Here is a 20,250-nt window from a genome sequence, read left to right as displayed (position 1 = left end):
GTTCCAGCCGGTAGGCGAGGCGTTTGGCTTCGGCCCGCAGCGCCCTGTTCCCGAGCCCGTGCAGCCGCTCCCGGTTCCCGGCCAGTTCCCGGTCCACCCGGGCGCGGTGCTGCGGGCTCAGGCAAACGGTTTCCTGGGCCAGGATCTCGGCCCGGTACTCGTTCAGGTGCCCCGCGGCCAGGGCGGCCAGGGTGTGCGGCATCTGCCCGACCAGGGTCCGGGACAGGTTCAGCAGGACCGCGGCCCGGTGCGGGGACTCGCGGCGGGCCAACCCGATCTGGGCGGAAACCCCGGCGCCCTGCCGGTCTTTGGGGATCCCGGCGGCGGCACGGCGGGCACGCACGGACTTCTCCAGCGCGACCTGTACCTTGGCCTGCGCGGCCGCGGCGGCAGCCTTCAGGCCCTCCAGCGCCGTGAGCTCTTCGACCAGTTCCGGGTCCGGCGCGTCCAGATCGATGCCCTCCAAGGCAACGGCGGCGGCATGAACGGCGGCAGACCCGACCGGACCCGCGGCCGGCCCGGCGTCCCGCCTCGAACTGCTGCCGGCAGCCGGTGCTGCGACAGCCGGTCCTGTGGCGGGCGACGCGGGCAGTAGCGGGGCAGACGATGATGCGGCAGGCGGCGCCGGGATAACCGCTGCCACCGCGGGAGGTGTGGATACTGCCGGATCAAACATCACAGCGTCTCTATCTTCAGCATGCGTACTGCATGGCCTCGAATACGAGCGGTCACGAACCCTGAAAGGATCCGCGGACGCCACCGGGAAACCCACACCCGGCGGCCAACGTTGGTGCTGAGCTGCTACTGAAAACAGACTATGCGCCGCCACTGACAGTTTCGGAGGATGCAGCTTTCGGTGCCGGTGCCAGCAGCACGGAAACCGCGGGGTTGCCCTGACCGTAAGCGGTCACGTCAAGGTGGACGTCCACCCTCAGCAGCTCCACCAGCTTGCAAAGCCGCCGTGGGAGCAACGCGGATCTAGCAGGTCTGTCCGTCCTGTCGGCGAGCTCCTGGCACTACTGCAAGGCAAATTCCTAGCCTTACTGAAAGGCATGGAACATTCGGCTCCGAGGACGTGGGAAGAAGAAATGAGTCGAGCGGCCGGGCGGGCGCTTCAGGAACGTGCTCAACCATCCTCCCGGCCAGCAGCCACCTACTACCGGCCACCAACTACCGGGACCGGCTCCGCCGTCGTTCCAACACTTCCTCGGCGGCGGCGACCAGTTGCTTGGCCGACTCGTTCCAGTCGTATGCCGCGGCTCGGCGGGTGCTGGCCTCCGACGCCGCGCGGAAGGCACCGGGCTGGTCCAGCGCTGCCACGGCCGCCGCGAAGTCGGCGGGTTCATCCGGGTCCACCAGCGTGACGGCGCCGCCACCGACCTCACGGAAGATAGGAATGTCGCTGGCGATCACCGGCGTGCCGGCGGCCATGGCCTCGATCAGCGGCAGGCCGAAGCCCTCGTCGCGGGAGAGGGTGACCAGCGCTGTGGCCCGTTGCAGCAGTTGCTGATATCCGGCGTCGGAAATCCCGTTGTGGAAGACCAGCCGGCGAGGGTCGACGGCCCGGGCCCCGAGTTCGGCCTGCCGGTCCGGACGCACCGGGCTGAGCAGATGGAGCTCGTAGTCGGGCAGCAGTGCCATGGCGTCAATGATGGTTTCCACGTTCTTGTACGGCATGTACGAGCCCATGTAGAGCAGGGTCTTGTCGCGGCCGCCGGCCGGATTGCGCGGCGCTCCGTGCTGTTGGGCGGCGTTGGAAACGATCCGGATCGGCCTGCGGGTGAGCCGGTGCCGCTCCATCAGCGCCTGCGTGGTGTGGCTGATGGTGGCCACCGTGTCCGCACGGTTTAGCAGGAGACGCTGCGGCCAGTAGGCCTTGTGGTAGAGCCGCCAGAGCCACTGCACCGGCTTGGGCAGGAAGCCCGGCGGCTTGGGGTGCGAGTAGTAGATCAGGTCATGCAGGGTCAGGATGAGCCCGTACGTGCGGCCGAAGCTGCCCATGGTCTGCATCGGGCAGACGACGACGTCGGCGCCCAGCTTGTTCACGCGGCGCGCCACGAAGAGTTCGGCGGGGGAGAGCGGACTGTTGATCTTGACCCAGGGCACGTCGGGCAGGAACTGCAGCTGCCGCTCGTCGCTGATCAGCATGCTCACGTCCGCCAGCCGGGAAGTGGCTTCGATGAGGCTGGCGCCGTAGCGGCTGATTCCGTCCAGCTGGTCGGTGCGGGTGAACCGGGCGTCAATCAGGAGTTTCATGCACTCATTCCGTCGATGAAGTCCCGGATGAAGGCGGCGGCCGCTGCCGGGGTTTCGTAATGGATCAAATGCCCAACGGCGGGGATCACTTCCAGCCGGGAGTCCGGGATCATCGCCGCGAGCCTGCGCTGGCTGGCCACGGAACCGATGTCGTCCCGTTCGCCGGCGATCAGGAGGACCGGCAGGTCAAGCAGGCCGGCGACCTGGGCGACATCGGCGGAGATGGACGCCCGGAAGGCCTCCAGCACCACCCGCCGGTTCGCGAAGGCGCTGAAGTAGGCGTCGTGCTGCCCGTGGATGTAGGCGCGCAGCTGCGGGTCGCGGGTCTTCGCCATCATGATGCTCATGCCCCGGACGATCAAGGGGTTGCGCAGTAGCCAGAGGCCCAACCGCTCGGGCAGCTTTGCCCCGGCGAAGTAGTAGAACCCGGCGAGCCGGGAGGGGATCGCTTTGGGTCCCTGCAGCGCGGGTTCGCTGATCGGGTTGACCAGGATGGCCGCCCGGAAACTGCCCGGATGCGCCGCCAAATAGTGGCTGACCACGATGGACCCGAAGGAGTGTCCCAAGACGCAGGTGTCCGGGCCCAGCTCCAGTGCGCCGGCCAGGCCATGCAAAAACCGGGTGTAGCCCTCGATTCCGTGCGTGCCGGCGGCCAGCGGCTCCGATTCGCCGAAGCCGGGCAGGTCAGGGGCGATCACCCGGTAACCGGGCAGCTGTCCCACCACCAGTTCCAACCCGTGGTGATCCCCGCGGAACCCGTGGATGACCAGCAGGGTGGGCGCACCGTCGTCGTCGGCGGGATATTCCCAGTAGCGCACGCGGGCGCCGTCGAGCAGAATTTCGCGGCGCACCGCGCGGTCGGCAACGGCGGTCACGCCAGGCTCCCTCCTGATTTCATGCCTTCGACTCTACCGACCCGCGGGCGCGTTGCCGCGCAGCGCGGCCCATGTTGCCCAGGCAGGGTCCAGCACCGGGTGCCGGCACCGGGGGACCGAACCGCGGGCCAGCACCGGGTGCCCGCACCGAGGTCCGGCACCGGGGCGGGCCACACGGCAGGTCGCCGGCAGCGGCCGCTCGATTGACGCTGCACTGTGCCGCCGGTTAGGTTCAACAGCAGCCGGGCACTGAAGCCCGGACCGGAGCGTGGAGGGCTGAGATGGCGGAGTTCGTGCTGGCGATCGATCAGGGGACCACCTCCACGCGCGCGATCATTTTCGACCACAAAGGCACACCCGTCTCTACCGGCCAGCGCGAGCACCGGCAGATTTTCCCGCGGCCGGGCTGGGTGGAACACGACCCGCTGGAAATCTGGGACAACACCCGCGAGGTGGTGGGCGCGGCACTGTCCCGGGCCAGCCTGACCCGGCACGACATCGCCGCCGTCGGCATCACCAACCAGCGCGAGACGACGGTGGTGTGGGAGAAGAGCACGGGCCGGCCGGTGTACAACGCGATCGTCTGGCAGGACGTGCGCACGCAGCAGATCTGCGACGAACTGGCGGCCGACGGCGGCGTGGACCGCTTCCGCGAACAGACCGGCCTGCCGCTGGCGCCCTACTTCGCCGGGACCAAGCTGGCCTGGATCCTGCGCAACGTGGACGGGGCGCGGGAACGGGCCGAGGCCGGCGAACTGCTGTTCGGCACCACCGACAGCTGGGTGCTGTGGAACCTGACCGGCGGGCCTGACGGCGGCACGCACGCCACCGACGTCACCAACGCCTCCCGCACCCTGTTCATGGACCTGCGCACGCTGCAGTGGGACCAGGAGATCCTGGACGCCTTCGGCGTGCCGGCCGCGATGCTGCCGGAGATCCGCTCATCGTCCGAGCCCTACGCGACCGTGCACGGCTCCCAACTGCTGCGGCACGTCCCGGTGGCGGGCATCCTCGGCGACCAGCAGGCGGCCGCGTTCGGGCAGGCGGCATTCAACCCCGGCGAGGCCAAGAACACGTACGGCACAGGGTGCTTCGTGCTGGTCAACACGGGCGAGGAGATCGTCCGGTCATCGCACGGACTGCTGACCTCCGTGGGCTACCAGCTGGGCAAAGCGGCGCCGCACTACGTGCTGGAGGGGTCGATCGCCGTCGCGGGGTCGCTGATCCAGTGGCTGCGCGACAACCTGGGCCTGGTGTCGTCCGCGCAGGAGGCCGAGCAACTGGCGGGCACGGTCGAGGACACCGGCGGCTGCTACTTCGTGCCCGCGTTCTCGGGCCTGTTCGCCCCGTACTGGCGGCAGGATGCCCGCGGCGCCCTGGTGGGCCTGACCCGGTTTGTGACCAAGGCGCACATCGCCCGCGCCGCGCTGGAGGCCACGGCCTTCCAGACCCGGGAAGTCCTGGACGCGGTCAACGCGGACGCCGCCGTGCCGCTGACCGGTTTAAAGGTCGACGGCGGGATGGTCGCCAATGATGCGCTGATGCAGTTCCAGGCGGACATCCTGGGCGTGCCCGTGATGCGCCCGCGGGTCACCGAGACCACGGCCCTGGGCGCGGCGTATGCGGCGGGCCTCGCCGTCGGATTCTGGGAGGGCACGGACCAGTTGGCCCGGAACTGGGTGCAGGAGGCGTGTTGGGAGCCGCAGATGCCGGCGGAAGAGCGGGAACGCAGGCTGCGATTGTGGAAGAAGGCTGTCACCCGGACCTTCGACTGGGTCGACGACGATGTCCTGTGAACGTGCGGTAAAGTGGTCCCATGTTCGCACTGCTCCTTAGCTAGCCGCTGCCGCGGGGCCCAGGCCCTGCTTCAGCGGCCCGCCCCTCCGATGCCGAGGGGCTTTTGTGTGTCTAGGGGAGTCAGGCCAGTGCGCAGTACAGACAAGAGGACGAGGCAAGCACAGTGAGTACGCAGCCGGGTACGGAACAGCACGAGTACAGTTTCTCCGCCATGGAGGCCAAATGGCCGGCCGTGTGGGAGGAACTTGATGTCTTCGCTCCCGCCGATGACGGTTCCCGCGAACGCCGTTACGTGCTGGACATGTTTCCCTACCCCTCCGGCGACCTGCACATGGGCCACGCCGAAGCGTTCGCCATGGGCGACGTGGTGGCGCGCTACTGGCGGCTGAAGGGCTACGACGTCCTGCACCCGATCGGCTGGGACTCCTTCGGCCTGCCGGCCGAGAACGCCGCGATCCAGCGCAACGCCCACCCCAGCGAGTGGACCTACGCCAACATCGACACCCAGGCCGCGTCCTTTAAGCGCTACGCGATCAGCGCCGACTGGTCGCGCCGGCTGCACACCTCCGACCCGGGGTACTACCGCTGGACCCAGTGGCTGTTCCTGCGGTTCTACGAGCGCGGCCTGGCCTACCGGAAGAACTCCCCGGTCAACTGGTGCCCGAAGGACCTGACCGTGCTGGCCAACGAACAGGTCGTCAACGGGGCGTGTGAACGCTGCGGCACCCCCGTGACCAAGAAGAGCCTGAACCAGTGGTACTTCAAGATCACCGATTACGCCGACCGCCTGCTGGACGACATGGACGAGCTCAGGGGCCACTGGCCGGAGCGGGTGCTGGCAATGCAGCGCAACTGGATCGGCCGCTCAGAGGGCGCGCACGTCCGCTTCACGGTGGAGGAAGCCGGCGGACGCCCGGCGCAGGACGTCACGGTCTTCACCACTCGCCCGGACACCCTGAACGGCGCGACCTTCTTCGTGGTCGCCGCCGACACGCACCTGGCGCTGGACCTGGTGGCCCCGGAACACCACGATGCGCTGATGGCCTACCGCGAGCAGATCAAGGCGCTCTCCGACATCGAACGCCAGTCCACCGAACGCGAGAAGACCGGCGTGTTCCTGGGCCGCTACGCGATCAACCCGCTCAACGGCGAAAAGCTGCCGGTCTGGGCCGCCGACTATGTGCTGGCCGACTACGGGACCGGCGCCATCATGGCCGTCCCGGCGCACGACCAGCGCGACCTTGACTTCGCGAAGGCATTCGACCTGCCCGTGCGCGCCGTCGTCGACACCGGGGAAGAAGACCCGGCCGAAACCGGGATCGCCACCAGCGGCGAAGGTACCCTGATCAATTCCGGCGAGCTCGACGGCCTGTCCAAGACCGAAGCCATCGCCCGCGCCATCGAATTGGTGGAGGCGGCCGGCACCGGCGAGAAGACCGTCAACTTCCGGCTGCGCGACTGGCTGCTCTCCCGCCAGCGCTTCTGGGGCGCACCGATCCCGATCGTCCACTGCGAGGAATGCGGCGAGGTCCCGGTTCCCGACGACCAGCTGCCCGTGCGGCTGCCCGACGACCTGCGCGGGGAAGCCTTGGCGCCCAAGGGCACCTCGCCGCTGGCCTCCGCCGCGGACTGGGTCAACACCGACTGCCCGAACTGCGGCAAGGCCGCCCGGCGCGACACCGACACCATGGACACCTTTGTGGATTCGTCCTGGTACTACCTGCGCTTCGCCTCCCCGGACTACACCGAGGGCCCGTTCGAGAAGGAGGCCGCGGCCCGCTGGCTGCCGGTGGACCAGTACGTGGGCGGCGTCGAGCACGCCATCCTGCACCTGCTCTACAGCCGGTTCTTCACCAAGGTGCTCAAGGACATGGGCCTGATCGATTTCGACGAGCCGTTCCGTGCGCTGCTGAACCAGGGCCAGGTGCTCAACGGCGGCAAGGCGATGAGCAAGTCGCTGGGCAACGGCGTGGATCTGGGCGAGCAGCTGGACAAGTTCGGCGTGGACGCCGTCCGCCTGACCATGATCTTTGCCTCGCCGCCCGAAGACGACGTGGACTGGGCCGACGTTTCGCCCTCCGGCTCCGCCAAGTTCCTGGCCCGCGCCTGGCGGCTGGGACAGGACGTCGCGTCCGCTCCGGGCACGGACTACGACGACGGCGACCGCGCCCTGCGCTCGGTCACCCACCGGACAGTCGCCGACGCGGCGGAACTGCTCGATGCCGGCAAGTTCAACGTGGTCATCGCCCGGCTGATGGAGCTGGTTAACGCCACCCGCAAGGCCATCGACGCCGGTCCGGGTGCCGCCGACCCGGCCGTCCGCGAGGCCACCGAGGCAGTGGCCGTCATCCTGAGCCTGTTTGCCCCCTACACCGCGGAGGACCTCTGGGCCCAGCTGGGCCACGAACCATCCGTGGTCAAGGCTTCCTGGCCGGCTGTGGACCAGTCCCTGCTGGTGCAGGACACCGTGACCGCGGTGGTGCAGGTAGCCGGCAAGGTGCGCGACCGGCTGGAGGTGGCGGCCGATGTCGACGAGGACGAGCTGGAGAAGCTCGCCTTGGCCTCGCCACAGGTCATCCGGACGCTTGACGGCCGCGGAGTGCGCAAGGTGATTGTGCGCGCCCCGAAGCTGGTCAACATCGTGCCGGCCTGACCGGCGGCCTGGCCCCGATGAATTGGCTCGAGCACCTCGTACAGCGGTCCAAGCAGCTGCTGCACCAGCAGGCGCCTGCCCGGCCGGGGCAGCCGCCGCGGCACCGGGTCGCCGTCGTCACGGATTCGGCCGCTTCGCTGCCCGTGGACTGGGTTAACCAGCCGGACACCGCGGACTGGCTGCGGGTGGTGCCGATGCCGGTCATGATCTCCGGACAGATATACGGGGAAGGCGTCGACGACGTCGCTTCCGCCCTGGCGGTCGGTCTCGCCGAGGGTCGCGACATCAAGACGTCGCGCCCGTCGCCGGGGCTTCTGGAGCGGACCTACCGGGAGCTCGAGGATCTGGGCTTCGATGCGATCGTCTCCATCCACCTCTCGGCCGAGCTCTCCGGCACGATCGAAGCGGCAGGCCTGGCGGCCGACGGCGTCGGCATCCCGGTGGAAGTGGTGGACACGCGCAGCGCCGCGCTGGGTGAAGGATTCGCCGTCATGGACGCCGTCATCGCAGCGCAAAGCGGGCTCGACCGGCAGGCCGTGACGGAGCGCGCCAAGGCGGCCGCCGTGTGTTCGGACGTCTTCTTCTACGTGCCCAGCCTGGACCAGCTGCGCCGCGGCGGCCGGATTTCCGCCGCCTCCGGACTGCTCGGCTCCCTGCTGGCGATCAAGCCGTTGCTGGCCATCCGCGACGGTGCCATCCTGCCGCTGGAGAAGGTGCGGACCGCCGCGCGTGCCCAGGCCCGGCTGCAGCAGCTGGTGGTGCGGCGGATCGAGGAACTCGACTACGAACCCCGGGTTGCGGTGCACTACTTCGGCAACGAATCCGAGAGCCGGGCAATCGCGGAAACCCTGCAGCAGTACCTGAGCGACGACGTGCTGCTGACCCCGGTGCCCTCGGTCCTGGCCGCCCACACGGGCCTGGGCGTCGTCGCGGTGGTCGTCGGCCCGCCGACGCCACCTCTGGGCTGAGCGTTCCTCTCCCGCACAGACCGCGCCGCGCGGGAGGTCTAAGGTTTCACCCCTTACTGGGTTCCGAGATTCTCAGCGAGGGCTTCAAGTGGCCTTCGATGGATCCTGACCCCGCTGTCCGCCGGGTAAGCCCATGAACCTTATCGTCGGAACATCGACGAAAGTGAAGCCTTCCTGCGGTATTCCTTTGCTCTCCTTGTGCATACGGGACCAAGCAGTGGCCGCACCATTGACATCCCTAAAGATGCAGAGACCAAAGAGGAAGATTGAGAGTCCGACGCCCCCGACGACCAGCAGCACCAACCATCCCGGACTCTTTTGCACCCCAACAACAAAGGAGAGAAGGAAGGGCCCCAGAGAGCACAGGAAGAAAGCCTTTGCAGGCTGGGGCATCTCTACGACTTGGCGCTTGATGAGACGGATGGTCCTGATGGCTCATCCTTCAGTTCAGGAAACCGGGACCAGAGCAACTTGCCCTCCCGAGTCTCACAAGTTTATCCATCCGGCAATATTCATACAGGACGGCGGCCCTTCATGCTCAACCTGTCTTGAGAACCTGTTGCTCAGCGACAACAGCTTCATGAGTGCCTTGGCTCGGGCCTGACTGCGACCGAGTGTCGACCGGCCCACCCTGCCATCAACAGCCCTGCCAGCACCGCCGCGCCTGCGAAGCCCTGCGGCGAAGCCCATCCGAACTCCGGCAGCGTCAGCGCCACGGCAACGACCGCGCAGGACAGCAGGAACTCGGCGGCGGCTCGCAGGGGCCGCTGCCTGTAAACAGGCGATGCGATGAAGTGTGCCAGCGGTACTCCCGGCACCATGGCGAGTAGAGCGGGACCGAGAATCGGGTAGAACCCGTAAACGACGAAGAACAGCGACGATGCGGCCAAAAGCACCACGAACAGTGCCAGCTTTGCCACGCGCTGCGTCCTGCTGTAACTGTCCCAGCGCAGGCAGATAATGGCCCAGGCCGGCAGGCCCAGCAGCCAGAGCCCACCCCAGTAGCCGGTGCCCAGCACCCACAGTGCCACCATCAACAAACCGGGCAGAACGAATGCCAGGATTCGGCCCCAGGTGGCATCCCTGATCCCAGGACCGTAGATGAACAACCCAACCGCCGCGTAAACGATCGCATACCCGGGCAACAGTTCAGCATCGGGCCGGGTCCCCAGCCCAAGGAGGAGCAACAGGATGCCGATTGCTGCGACAGCCACGGCGGCCACGGCCCAGGGGCGGCCTGGAGCCGCCACATCGTCAAGCCAATCGCGCCGATCCCTCAGGGTCTCCATGCCTGCAGTATTGCAGAGCAGGCGGTAGATGCCCGCCCGCACCTGCCCCTCATGCCTGCCCGACGATCACGGCAGAGTATAGGCATTCGCACCGGTTGATCACACGTAAGTGGGGGTGCCTTCGGATGCGTCAGGTACGTCGGTAGAAGTCTCGGACGTGGAAGACAGACTTGAGGTTCAACTGGCGCCGGGGCTGGCTTTCTTTGAGGTTGTCGATAAGGACCGATGCTCCAACCCACGTAGCGCCGATTTCGTGGATGAGACTTTGGAGCGCCAAGAGCTGACCGCCTGTATCGATTAAATCGTCCACGGCAAGGACGCGGTCTCCGGATCTGATGAGGCCTTTGGGAAGCCCAAGCTCAAGGTGGCGGTCCTTATAGTCGGGCGGGCTCGTGACTGTGACCCAGGGATCGCTGTCGAAGGTCGGGGCGGCGTCTTTTGGCACTGGACAGAACCCGACGCCCAGATTCGACGCAGTCAGCGCCCCTGTCAGGTACCCGCTGGCGGACGGGCCAATGACAACGGTGGGAGCGGCCGCGCGGAAAGGTTCGGCGAGCAGTTCGCCGATGCCGGCTAAAACCTCTGGCTCCCGCCACCAACTAAAAAGGTTGAAGTAGTTTTGGTTGATTGAGCGGGTCGTTTTCCACTCGAATATCTCCGCCATACGCTGTCGGAGTTCTCTAGGTTTCGCGGCCATGGGCTGAATCCTAATCTCCAAAACCTTTTTGCATGCATCCCTGAGCCCTAACCGGGACCATGCCGCCAGTTGGGACTAAGAAAGCGTTGAGCATAACCCGGCTGCTTGGCCTGCCTCTGCGGTCCCTTGGCGTCTCCGGAACAAATTCCTGGGTGTTATCCTCGTTCATCTCCCGCCTCCCGATTTTCGGTCCGTGCGGGGCGCAAATTAGCGCCGTAAACCCCTGAGCGGCGTAGGCGAGGCGGCTCGCTCTTCATAGTGCTCCCGGAGATCTTGCAGAAGCTTTTCGTATTCGGTCCGCTCAAAGGTAAAGGATTGGCCCGGGAAGATCCAAGGCTCATCGTCAGCGGCCTGCCAGCCGAAACTCTGCCACGTGATTGTCTGTGGCGTCTGCGACAGTTCCATGCTTACCGCGCCGCACCATAGATCGCCGCAGACCGGACAGAGCAGGAGCGCAATACGCCCGTCGTCGAAGTCACCGGGAATTTGTCCCAGCAGTCGGTCCAAGTACTCCATTGCGGCCTTCGGTGACCAATCGTCGCGCAGTGCCGTGGTTTCCTGTTCCGGCCGCGCCGCGTCTTCTGGAACTCTCAACAAGTCCTTCAGGGGCCGACCATCAACCAGAAAGCCCAGGAACTCCAGCGGGTTCTCTCTTCCCGAGGGAAAATCCGTGGAGTGGGAGGTAGCAGCTTCGACACTCAGGCGGCGGCGGTCATGTCCCATGCACTCAGTATCGCCGAAGGCAATTATCTGTCCATGCGGATTCCTGATCTCTGCCGACCAGACAAAAAGCGTCACGAGGTACGTCCCTGTCTCGTCGGTCAAACAAGAGGGAAGCAAAGACTGGCGGGCGGCGGTGTCAGGACATGCGTTGTCGTGGTGGTCGTCGGGCCGCCGAAGCCACCCTCGAGCTGAGCGTTCCTCTCCTCCACAGACGGCGCCGCCGGAGCCGCTGTCCACGAGTGCTTGCCGGCCGGCCGGGCAGCAGCGCCGCCGACCTAATCTTGCCGCATGGGCCGACACCGCTGGCTTCCGGCAACCGCCCGCGGCGGTATTGCGTCGCGGCCGAGGCGAACTCCGCGCTTCCGCATAGCCCTCGGGGCAGCGTTCGTGGTGGCGGGGCTGTGCCTGGGCTACGGACTTGTTTCGCTGGCCACGGCTGATGTGAGTCGCTCGGCTGCTCCCATCCTGGAGAGCATTCCGCTGGCATCCCGGGCTGTCGACCGGGCTCTCGACGAGGGAACCGAGGGGAAGCCCACAGCGGCTCCGTCTACTGCCGGCGGGGACGGTACGGAGACCGGGGATGATTCGGCAGGCGGCGGCCCCGGCATCATTGTCCATGTGGCCGGGGCTGTTGCCTCGCCGGGAATCGTGCGGCTGGCCGATGGCGCAAGGGTGTTCGAGGCCATTGACGCGGCCGGGGGTGCCACGAAGAAGGCGCAGCTCGAGGCGCTGAACCTGGCGGCGCCGTTGACCGATGGACAGCAGGTCTACGTGCCCACACCGGATGCGCCGGGTCCGCAACCGGAGGCCGCTTCGGAAGGCGGCGGTGGAGCCGGCGGAGGCTCTAGCGACGGCCCTCCCAGCGGCGGCGCGGAAGCCGGCGCGGGCGGGGCCACGGGCGGTCCGGCCGACAAAATCAACATCAATACGGCGACGGCCGAGGAGCTCCTCGAGTTGCCCCGTGTTGGACCCGTGCTTGCCGCCCGGATTGTCGAGTTCCGTGAGCAGCATGGCCCGTACGGGCAGCCGTCGGATCTCGATGCGGTGCCCGGCATCGGGCCGGTCATGCTGGAGGCGCTGGTGGAGCTGGTGTCGGTATGAGCCGGCCGCCGCGCTGGCAGCGGTACGCGGAAGCGGCCCGACGTCCAATTGACGCGACGCCGGACCAGGATGAGGGGCGGCAGCCGCCCAGACTGCGCAGCGATCTGGGCCGGCGGTTACTGCGCCACATCAAACCCGATCCCGCGGCGGCTGAGGCCGCTGCGGCAGAGGCCGAGAGCCGGCGCCTGGATCTTCGGTTGGGGCTGGCGGCGGCCGCGTGCTGGGCGTGTGCCCTCGTGTTCCCGCACGCGCCGCCGGGGGTGGCCCTGCTGTCCGCGGGCCTGCTGTTGGGAACCGCCGCTGCAGCGGCCGCCCGTTTGCTGTTGCCGGCGCGGCAGGTCCGGCTGCTGCCTCGGCCAAAGGGGTTGCCGGCACGCCTCCACCGGGCCCGGCCCCGGGGAAACCCGCCTCAGCCATGTGCCCCACGGCAGGGAAGCCGGCATCGTGCGTGGGCCCGGCAGCAGGGGATCCCGACCCAACCTCGCGCCCGGCCGCGGCGCGGCGCCCGCGGTGCGGGAGGCATCGCCGTCGTCGTTGTGCTGTGCAGTTGCACGGGGCTGCTGGCACTGACGGTGGGCCTGCAACAGGCGGAGCGGGTGGCGGGCCCGATCGGGCCGGCCATCACGGGTGAGCAGACCATCACGGCCCGCCTGGTGGTGACCGGTGACGCAGCGGAAGTCAAGGCACCGCGGCAGTTTGGCAGCGGCCCGCGTTTCCACCTGACGGCCACCATCATCGAGGCCACCGCCGACCGCGTGCGGTTCGAGGCCGACACCCCGGTGCTGGTCCTCGGCGGGCCGGAGTGGTCCCACGTGCGGTTCGGCGAGCGGCTGCGGACCTCCGGCAAGCTCGTCCGGGCGGACCCGGGCCAGGCCGTCGATGCCCTGCTGATAGCATCCGCCGCCCCGTCGGAGCGCTCGGCGCCACCCCTGGATGCGTGGATCTCGGGCCTGCGCGGCCAGTTCGTGGCGGCGTTGGCCGGATTGCCCCCCGACGCCCGCGGGCTCCTCCCCGGAATGGTGCTGGGGGACAAGGAACACCAGGGCGCGGACCTCGAGGAGGCCATGCGGCGTACCGGGCTGACGCACCTTCTCACGGTCAGCGGCGCCAATGTCTCGTACGTGCTGGCCTTCATCTACCTGCTCGGATCGGCGGTCCGGCTGCCCCGGTGGGCGAAAGCGGTGGCGGGCCTGACCGGTCTGGCCGGATTCGTGCTCCTGGTCCGGCCGGAGCCCAGCGTGCTGCGCGCGGCGGTGATGGGCTCGCTGGGGGTGGTCGCGGTGCTCAGCGGACGGCGCAGGGCTTCGCTGGCCTTCCTGGCCTTGGCGGTGCTGGTGCTGCTGATCGTGGATCCGTGGCTGGCGGCCAGCTACAGCTTCGTGCTGTCGGTGCTGGCGACCCTCTCCCTCGTACTGCTGGGGACCGTGTGTTCCCGATGGCTGCAGCGTTTCCTGCCGGTCCCGCTGGCCCATGCGGTGGCCATGCCGCTGGCCGCGCAGGTCTTCTGCGCCCCGGTTATTGTCCAGCTTCAGCCCGAACTGGCCCTGTACTCGATCCCCGCCAATGTGGCTGCGGGACCGCTGGTCCCGTTCATCACGGTCGCCGGCATGATCGGGACGGGACTGCTGCCGCTGTTCCCCGAACCGGGCGCGGCGGTGCTGCATGCCGCGGGCTGGATGACCTTGTGGATCGCAGGGGTCGCCCGTTGGTTTTCCGCACTGCCCATGGCCGCGCTGCCGTGGGCAGGTGGCCCGCTCGGCGCCGCTGGAGCGGCCGGCGCCGGCGTGGCGCTCCTCTGGGGACTGCGGGCCGCGGACAGGCGACGGGCTTCGCAGGAGCAGCGCCCTGGGTCCGACGACGACGGCGCGGCGGCGCTGCGGGGTGGCGGCTTCGATTCCGGCACGCGCGCGGCGTTCCTCAAGCTGGCCTGCTGGACGGTCCTGCCCGGGCTCGCGGGAGGAGCGCTGGCCGGGGTGCTGCTGCAGCGGGCGCCGGCGGGGGAGTGGGACGTGGCGGCCTGCGATGTCGGGCAGGGTGATGGCGTGGTGGTGCGGACAGGCGAGGGCAGCGCGATTGTGATGGATACCGGACCCGACCCGGAGGCGATGGACCGGTGCCTTGACGGACTCGGCGTGGAACGGATCGACCTGCTGGTGCTGACCCACATGCACCTGGACCACTATGGCGGACTCGACGGAGCCGTGGCGGGACGGGAGACGGCGCGGGTGCTGTACTCGAGCGCCGGGGCAGCACCGCCTGCTTCCGTGCGGGCCTCGCTTGAGGACCGGGGGCTGCAGGCAGAGCGCGCCTTTGCGGGCCTGTCCGGCTCGTCGGGAGCAGTTGGCTGGGCGGTGCACTGGCCGGTGGAGGGCAGCGGTGGCCTGTCCGAAAACGACGCGAGCCTCGTCGTCGACATCACCCTGCCCTCCCCGGCCGGGGGATCGTCGCGGATGCTGCTCACCGGCGACCTGGAGGAGGAGCAATTGCCGGCCCTGATGCGCCGGTTGGGCCCGGACTTCGCGGTCGACGTGCTCAAGGTCAGCCATCACGGCGCGCGGAACGGGGGAACCGCACTCATCACCGGGCTGCGGCCGGCGGCGGCCCTGATCTCCGTGGGCGCCGGCAATGAATATGGCCATCCGGCGGACGAAATCCTGGCGGCGCTCCAAGCGGCCGGCGTGCACGTCCTCAGAACGGACGAGCTGGGAACGGTCCTCGTGGACGTCGGCGACCGGGAATTGTCCGTCCGCACCAACAGCTAGCCGGGTAGTCGTGACCTGAGCCAGCCGGGTAGCAGGGGGCCTGAGCCAGGCGGCAGCGGGCAACTGCTTTGGGCAAAAGGGCCGGATCGTGAAACTCTTGACCTGAACTAGGAGGAACCTGCCGTGAACCCGCCACCCGGATCCCGCTCTTCGGCCGTGAAGAAGAGCGCCGTCACCGTCTCCTGGCGAGACGTCGAGCCGGCCGCCGTCGTGCTCGTCAGCGGTCCGGAAGAGTACTTGGCCCACCGGGCCAAGGAACGCATCCGGGGCCTCCTGCGTGGCCGGCAACCCGACCTCGAGCTGGTCCAGCTCGATGCCTCCGCCTACACCACCGGCGAGCTCACGATGCTGGCCAGTCCCAGCCTCTTTGGAGAAGCCAAACTCATTGAGGCGTCGTCCCTGGCGCAGATGACCGACGAGTTCCTCACGGACATGCTGGCCTATGTGGCGGCACCGGCCGAGGACGTCTGGCTCGTCCTGCACCACGGGGGCGGTACCCGCGGCAAGAAACTGCTAGACGCGGTCAAGGCTTCCGGGGCACCCGTGGTCGACTGCCAGGCCATGAAAAAGGACTCCGAAAAACTGGACTTCGTCAGGCAGGAGTTTAAGTCGGCCCGCCGGGCCATCGAACCCGCCGCGGCCCAGGCCCTGGTTGCCGCCGTCGGCTCGTCGCTCCCGGACCTGGCCGCCGCCTGCTCCCAGTTGATTTCCGACGCCGACAGCGCAGTCACCGAAGAGACGGTCGAGAAGTACTACGGCGGCCGGGTCGAGGCCACCGGGTTCAAAGTCGCGGATGCGGCCGTTTCCGGCCGCGGCGCCGTCGCGCTGTCGTCCCTCAGGCACGCCCTGGCCACGGGCGTGGATCCCGTGCCGATCGTTGCCGTGCTGGCCATGAAGCTGCGCCAGATTGCCAAGGTCAAGAGCGCGTCCGCGAATGCACGCGACCTGGGCATGGCGCCGTGGCAGTTCGACCAGGCCCGCAGGGACGCGCGGCTGTGGGAATCAGATGCCCTGGCCCGCTGCATCCAGGTCTTGGCCGAGACCGACGCCCAAGTCAAAGGCGAGGGCCGGGACCCGGAATACGCCGTGGAGCGGGCCGTCACCTTGATCGCCACCAGCGCGCACCGCTGAACGCCGGCGCCGACGGCGGGAACTCTCCGCCCTGCATTCGACGGCCGGACCCGCAGGGTTCCCGGCCTCAGGCGCCGCTGGCTCTTCCGCCGCGACCCCGGACCCGGCTGCCCATGTAGCCGCCGAGGAAACCCCCGGTAATCGCAACCGCTGAGCCGGCCCGGGCCAGGCCGATCCCCAGCCCATGGCGGCCCCTCCGGCGGGCCAGCCACGAGCCGGCGAACACCAGCGTGGCTGCCGTGGTCGCGGATGAATGCAAGACGCCGATGCGCCGCGTGGCCGGGTCCGCCGTGGTCCACTCGGCCAGGCCGGCCACTGCGGTGGGTACGGCGGCCAGCACGCCCAAACCGACCAAGCGGCGGGCAGCCCCGCGTTCTCCGCCGTCGTCGTCAAACAAGTCGAGGAACACGGCCATGAACCAGGCACCGAACGGCGCGTCGGTCAGGATCGCATGCGGCGGGATGGCTGTGTCCACCCCAGTGAAGAACCGCCTGAGAGCGGGCTTCCCGACCAGGGGAGCGCCCAGCCCGCCCAGCACCTTGACGGCTCCGTCCAAGGCCGGTGAACGCCCCATCCGGTCGACTAAACGCAAGTATGCATTCGCGCCGTTCATTTCCCCCGCCCCATCCCGCCCCAAGCTACCGGCCCGCTGGCCCCCAGCGACCCGCGGGACACAACCACCCCAGCGGGACACAACCACCCCAGCGGGACACAACCAAAGGTACCCTCCGGGCAGGCCGCAGTCTGCAGCAGACACAAAAAAGCCGGAGGCCGCCTCCCCGAACGGGTGGCGGCCTCCGGCCTTGGCTTGGTTCGGCCTGCCGGCCGGAACGCGCTGCCTAGAGCGCGTTAACCTTCTTGGCCAGCGAAGACTTGTGGTTCGCGGCGTTGTTCTTGTGGATGACACCCTTGCTGACGGCCTTGTCCAGCTTCCGGCTCGCGGCAACCAGGGCGGTGGCGGCGGCGTCCTGGTCAGCGGACTGGACGGCACCGGTCACGGCGCGGATGGCGGTCTTCAGCTCGGATCGAACCGAGATGTTGCGCTGGCGTGCCTTCTCGTTGGTGAGGATGCGCTTCTTCTGGGACTTGATATTGGCCACGAAATAACTCTCTTTGTTGAGGAACTTGGTCTTTTGAGGGCAGTCGGTCCGGTCATTGACTGAGCGGCGTGGGGTACCGTAATGGCAACCGGCCCGAGGTGCCCGTCGACCTGCGCGGACACACAGCTATAAATGTTAGCAGATCCGTGCTCCGGACGGCGGATCTGCGTGGCGCCGACACGCCGCTCCCTGGCCGCGGCTCAGGTCGCAGCGGCCCGCGACCCTCCGATCAGCTCCAGCCGCGGCGCCGCATGGCCCGGGCAACCTCGTCGAACGAGGCCCGCGGCAGCACCGCTCCTTCGCGCCGGACCCGATCCGGCTCCAGTTGCAGCACACGGTCGAGCTTGACTTCGCTCGGGCGGCCCCGGACGTCCCAGGCACCCGAGCCCAGGTCCAGGTAGGCGCCGTCGCGCCGGCCGTCGTTGTTCCGGTCCCGCGTGGTCAACATGAGCGCCAGCAAACGGCCGCGGTGGTAGCCGATGACCAGGACAGGCCGGTCCTTGCCCCGCTTGTAGTCCTCTTCGTAGGGCACCCACGTCCAGACGATCTCGCCCGGATCCGGCGCGCCGTCGGCTTCGGGGGAGTAGCTGATGGTCCCGGTGCCTCGGTAGTCGCCCGGATACGGCGAGCCCGCACCGGCTTCCGTGCCCCGGCGGCCGGCGGCACCTCCGGGAGCTTGCCCCTGCCTGCCGGCCACCGGGCCGCGCCGCCGCGTGGAACCTTCGGAGCGTCCGGAACCGGACAGGCCCTGGAACGCCCGGACGGCGGAGCGAAGGAGACGGTTGAGACCCCGCTGGGAAAAAGCCATGGACCTAGGCTACTGAACGGCGGCACGTGCGCGATCTTGGCTGTCTGTCGATTCGGCACGTGCGCGATATCGGCAGGTTCGCGATTCTCGGCGCGTGCGAACTCGGCAGGTACGGGTGCGGTGCGGGTGCGCGGATCCCGGGCCGGCGTGGGACACTATAGTTGAGCAAAATCAGCGTGCTGGTCGTACCGGCCGCATTGCCGTATCCCGCTTGTCTGAGAGTAAGGAACCATCTGTGTCACCGATGGCCCGCACCGCGCCGGTGCCTGCCGCCACCGATCCGGCGATCATCAGGAACTTTTGCATCATCGCCCACATCGACCACGGCAAGTCCACTCTTGCCGACCGGATGCTCCAGCTCACCGGCGTGGTCCAGCCGCGCGATATGAAGGCCCAGTACCTGGACCGGATGGACATCGAGCGGGAACGCGGCATCACCATCAAGTCCCAGGCCGTGCGCATGCCCTGGGAGCTGGACGACGTCAGCTACGCCCTGAACATGATCGACACCCCCGGCCACGTGGACTTCACCTATGAAGTTTCGCGGTCCCTGGCAGCCTGCGAAGGCGCGGTCCTGCTGGTGGACGCGGCCCAGGGCATCGAGGCCCAGACGCTGGCCAACCTCTACCTGGCGATGGAGAACGACCTCACCATCATCCCTGTGCTGAACAAGATCGACCTGCCGGCCGCGCAGCCGGAAAAGTATGCCGCCGAGCTGGCCAACCTGATCGGCGGCGATCCCGAAGACGTGCTCAAGGTCTCCGGCAAGACCGGCGTCGGCGTCGAAGCGCTGCTGGACAAGATCGTGCGCGACCTGCCGGCCCCCACGGGCGACGCGGACGCACCCGCCCGCGCCATGATCTTCGACTCGGTCTACGACACCTACCGCGGTGTGGTCACCTATGTCCGGGTGGTCGACGGAAAGCTCTCGCCGCGCGAACGCATCCAGATGATGTCCACCCGGGCCAGCCACGAACTGCTCGAAATCGGAGTCAGCTCGCCCGAGCCCACCCCGTCCAACGGCCTGGGCGTCGGGGAGGTCGGCTACCTGATCACCGGCGTCAAGGACGTCCGCCAATCCAAGGTGGGCGACACCGTCACCAACCTGGCCAAGCCGGCGGCCGAGTCCCTGGGCGGCTACGCAGACCCCAAGCCCATGGTCTTTTCCGGGCTCTACCCGATCGACGGCACGGACTACCCGGTACTGCGCGACGCGCTGGACAAGCTCAAGCTCAACGACGCGGCACTGATCTACGAGCCGGAGACCTCCGCTGCCCTCGGCTTCGGCTTCCGCGTCGGCTTCCTCGGCCTGCTGCACCTGGAAATCACCCGCGAACGGCTCGAGGCCGAGTTCGGGCTGGACCTGATCTCCACGGCGCCGAACGTGGTCTACGAAGTCACGCTGGAGGACAAGAGCGTCGCGACGGTAACCAACCCGAGCGAATACCCGGACGGAAAGGTCTCCGAGGTCCGCGAGCCGATGGTTTCGGCGACCATCCTCGCGCCCAACGAGTTCGTCGGCACCATCATGGAGCTCTGCCAGTCCCGCCGCGGGGAGATGAAGGGGATGGACTACCTCTCCGAGGACCGCGTGGAGCTGCGCTACCGGCTGCCGCTGGCCGAGATCGTTTTCGATTTCTTCGACAACCTCAAGTCGCGCACCCGCGGCTATGCCTCGCTGGACTGGAAGGCCGACGGCGAGCAGGTGGCCGACCTGGTCAAGGTGGACATCTTGCTGCAGGGCGAACAGGTTGACGCGTTCAGCGCCATCACGCACCGCGAGAAGGCCTACAGCTACGGCGTGATGATGACCTCCAAGCTGCGCGAACTCATCCCGCGCCAGCAGTTCGAAGTTCCCATCCAGGCCGCCATCGGATCCCGCATCATCGCGCGCGAAAACATCCGCGCCATCCGCAAGGACGTGCTCGCCAAGTGCTACGGCGGCGATATCTCCCGCAAGCGCAAGCTGCTGGAGAAGCAGAAGGAAGGCAAGAAGAGGATGAAGATGGTCGGCCGCGTGGAGGTCCCGCAGGAGGCCTTCATCGCCGCGCTGTCGTCGGATGACTCCAAGGACAAGGCAAAGAAGTAGT

At 68.0% G+C, this 20,250-nt stretch carries 15 protein-coding genes and 1 pseudogene; 7 read left to right on the top strand and 9 right to left on the bottom strand.

The annotated features are described in order from the left end of the window. From AC5RVD_RS12735 to AC5RVD_RS12725, 3 genes and pseudogenes are all read right to left on the bottom strand, one after another. Positions 1-466, bottom strand: a pseudogene (locus tag AC5RVD_RS12735) (HNH endonuclease); the annotation flags it as partial. Between the two features lie 704 nt (positions 467-1,170). Continuing rightward, a complete protein-coding gene (locus AC5RVD_RS12730) occupies positions 1,171-2,256 on the bottom strand; it encodes a glycosyltransferase family 4 protein (RefSeq protein WP_494127099.1) in 1,086 nt (361 codons plus the stop codon). After that, positions 2,253-3,131 (bottom strand): alpha/beta fold hydrolase, encoded by an 879-nt coding sequence (locus AC5RVD_RS12725; RefSeq protein ID WP_494111221.1) that lies wholly within the window; start codon positions 3,129-3,131, stop codon positions 2,253-2,255. The genes AC5RVD_RS12730 and AC5RVD_RS12725 overlap by 4 nt, the downstream gene beginning before the upstream one ends. A gap of 281 nt (positions 3,132-3,412) precedes the next feature. On the opposite strand from AC5RVD_RS12725, the gene glpK reads away from it, so the two are divergent. The 3 genes from glpK to AC5RVD_RS12710 all read left to right on the top strand — a co-directional run bounded on the left by glpK (position 3,413) and on the right by AC5RVD_RS12710 (position 8,549). Then, positions 3,413-4,927, top strand: a complete 1,515-nt coding sequence (gene glpK / locus AC5RVD_RS12720) for a glycerol kinase GlpK (protein ID WP_494127098.1) — start codon at positions 3,413-3,415, stop codon at positions 4,925-4,927. 164 nt (positions 4,928-5,091) lie between these two features. Continuing rightward, on the top strand, positions 5,092-7,581 hold the full coding sequence (gene leuS, locus AC5RVD_RS12715; protein WP_494127097.1) for a leucine--tRNA ligase: 2,490 nt from the start codon (positions 5,092-5,094) through the stop codon (positions 7,579-7,581). Positions 7,582-7,598: 17 nt separating this feature from the next. Next, positions 7,599-8,549: a DegV family protein gene (locus tag AC5RVD_RS12710; protein WP_494111218.1), complete on the top strand. Its 951-nt coding sequence runs from the start codon at positions 7,599-7,601 to the stop codon at positions 8,547-8,549. Between the two features lie 578 nt (positions 8,550-9,127). On the opposite strand, the gene AC5RVD_RS12705 is transcribed toward AC5RVD_RS12710, so the two are convergent. The 3 genes from AC5RVD_RS12705 to AC5RVD_RS12695 all read right to left on the bottom strand — a co-directional run bounded on the left by AC5RVD_RS12705 (position 9,128) and on the right by AC5RVD_RS12695 (position 11,333). Then, positions 9,128-9,838, bottom strand: coding sequence for a hypothetical protein (locus AC5RVD_RS12705; RefSeq protein ID WP_494127096.1), 711 nt, complete (start codon positions 9,836-9,838; stop codon positions 9,128-9,130). Between the two features lie 130 nt (positions 9,839-9,968). Next, positions 9,969-10,535 carry a phosphoribosyltransferase family protein gene (locus tag AC5RVD_RS12700; RefSeq protein ID WP_494127095.1) on the bottom strand — a complete coding sequence of 189 codons (567 nt, stop codon included), beginning with the start codon at positions 10,533-10,535 and terminating at the stop codon, positions 9,969-9,971. A 207-nt stretch (positions 10,536-10,742) separates the two neighbouring features. Next, positions 10,743-11,333 (bottom strand): hypothetical protein, encoded by a 591-nt coding sequence (locus AC5RVD_RS12695; RefSeq protein WP_494127094.1) that lies wholly within the window; start codon positions 11,331-11,333, stop codon positions 10,743-10,745. Positions 11,334-11,546: 213 nt separating this feature from the next. Between AC5RVD_RS12695 and AC5RVD_RS12690 the strand changes: the two genes are divergently transcribed. The 3 genes from AC5RVD_RS12690 (at position 11,547) to holA (ending at position 16,252) form a co-directional block, all read left to right on the top strand. Beyond that, the gene (locus AC5RVD_RS12690; RefSeq protein ID WP_494127093.1) at positions 11,547-12,359 is read left to right on the top strand and encodes a ComEA family DNA-binding protein; all 813 of its coding nucleotides are present in this window, start codon (positions 11,547-11,549) and stop codon (positions 12,357-12,359) included. 572 nt (positions 12,360-12,931) lie between these two features. Further along, positions 12,932-15,121 (top strand): ComEC/Rec2 family competence protein, encoded by a 2,190-nt coding sequence (locus AC5RVD_RS12685; protein WP_494127092.1) that lies wholly within the window; start codon positions 12,932-12,934, stop codon positions 15,119-15,121. A gap of 123 nt (positions 15,122-15,244) precedes the next feature. Beyond that, positions 15,245-16,252, top strand: a complete 1,008-nt coding sequence (holA, locus tag AC5RVD_RS12680; RefSeq protein ID WP_494127091.1) for a DNA polymerase III subunit delta — start codon at positions 15,245-15,247, stop codon at positions 16,250-16,252. A gap of 67 nt (positions 16,253-16,319) precedes the next feature. Here the strand turns inward: holA and AC5RVD_RS12675 are convergent, their stop codons facing one another. The 3 genes from AC5RVD_RS12675 to AC5RVD_RS12665 form a co-directional block, all read right to left on the bottom strand. Further along, positions 16,320-16,826 (bottom strand): DUF2231 domain-containing protein, encoded by a 507-nt coding sequence (locus AC5RVD_RS12675; RefSeq protein ID WP_494127090.1) that lies wholly within the window; start codon positions 16,824-16,826, stop codon positions 16,320-16,322. Between the two features lie 265 nt (positions 16,827-17,091). Next, positions 17,092-17,352 carry a 30S ribosomal protein S20 gene (rpsT, locus tag AC5RVD_RS12670; RefSeq protein ID WP_493978395.1) on the bottom strand — a complete coding sequence of 87 codons (261 nt, stop codon included), beginning with the start codon at positions 17,350-17,352 and terminating at the stop codon, positions 17,092-17,094. Between the two features lie 229 nt (positions 17,353-17,581). Next, positions 17,582-18,160 (bottom strand): type II toxin-antitoxin system PemK/MazF family toxin, encoded by a 579-nt coding sequence (locus AC5RVD_RS12665; protein ID WP_494127089.1) that lies wholly within the window; start codon positions 18,158-18,160, stop codon positions 17,582-17,584. A 235-nt stretch (positions 18,161-18,395) separates the two neighbouring features. Between AC5RVD_RS12665 and lepA the strand changes: the two genes are divergently transcribed. After that, a complete protein-coding gene (lepA, locus tag AC5RVD_RS12660; protein WP_494127088.1) occupies positions 18,396-20,249 on the top strand; it encodes a translation elongation factor 4 in 1,854 nt (617 codons plus the stop codon). Position 20,250 lies beyond the last annotated feature (1 nt).

The sequence above is a fragment of the Arthrobacter sp. THG-b23 genome (genome assembly GCF_059091265.1).
The sequence above is the reverse complement of the archived record's forward strand: the minus strand, read 5'-3'. Positions and strand labels throughout refer to the sequence as shown.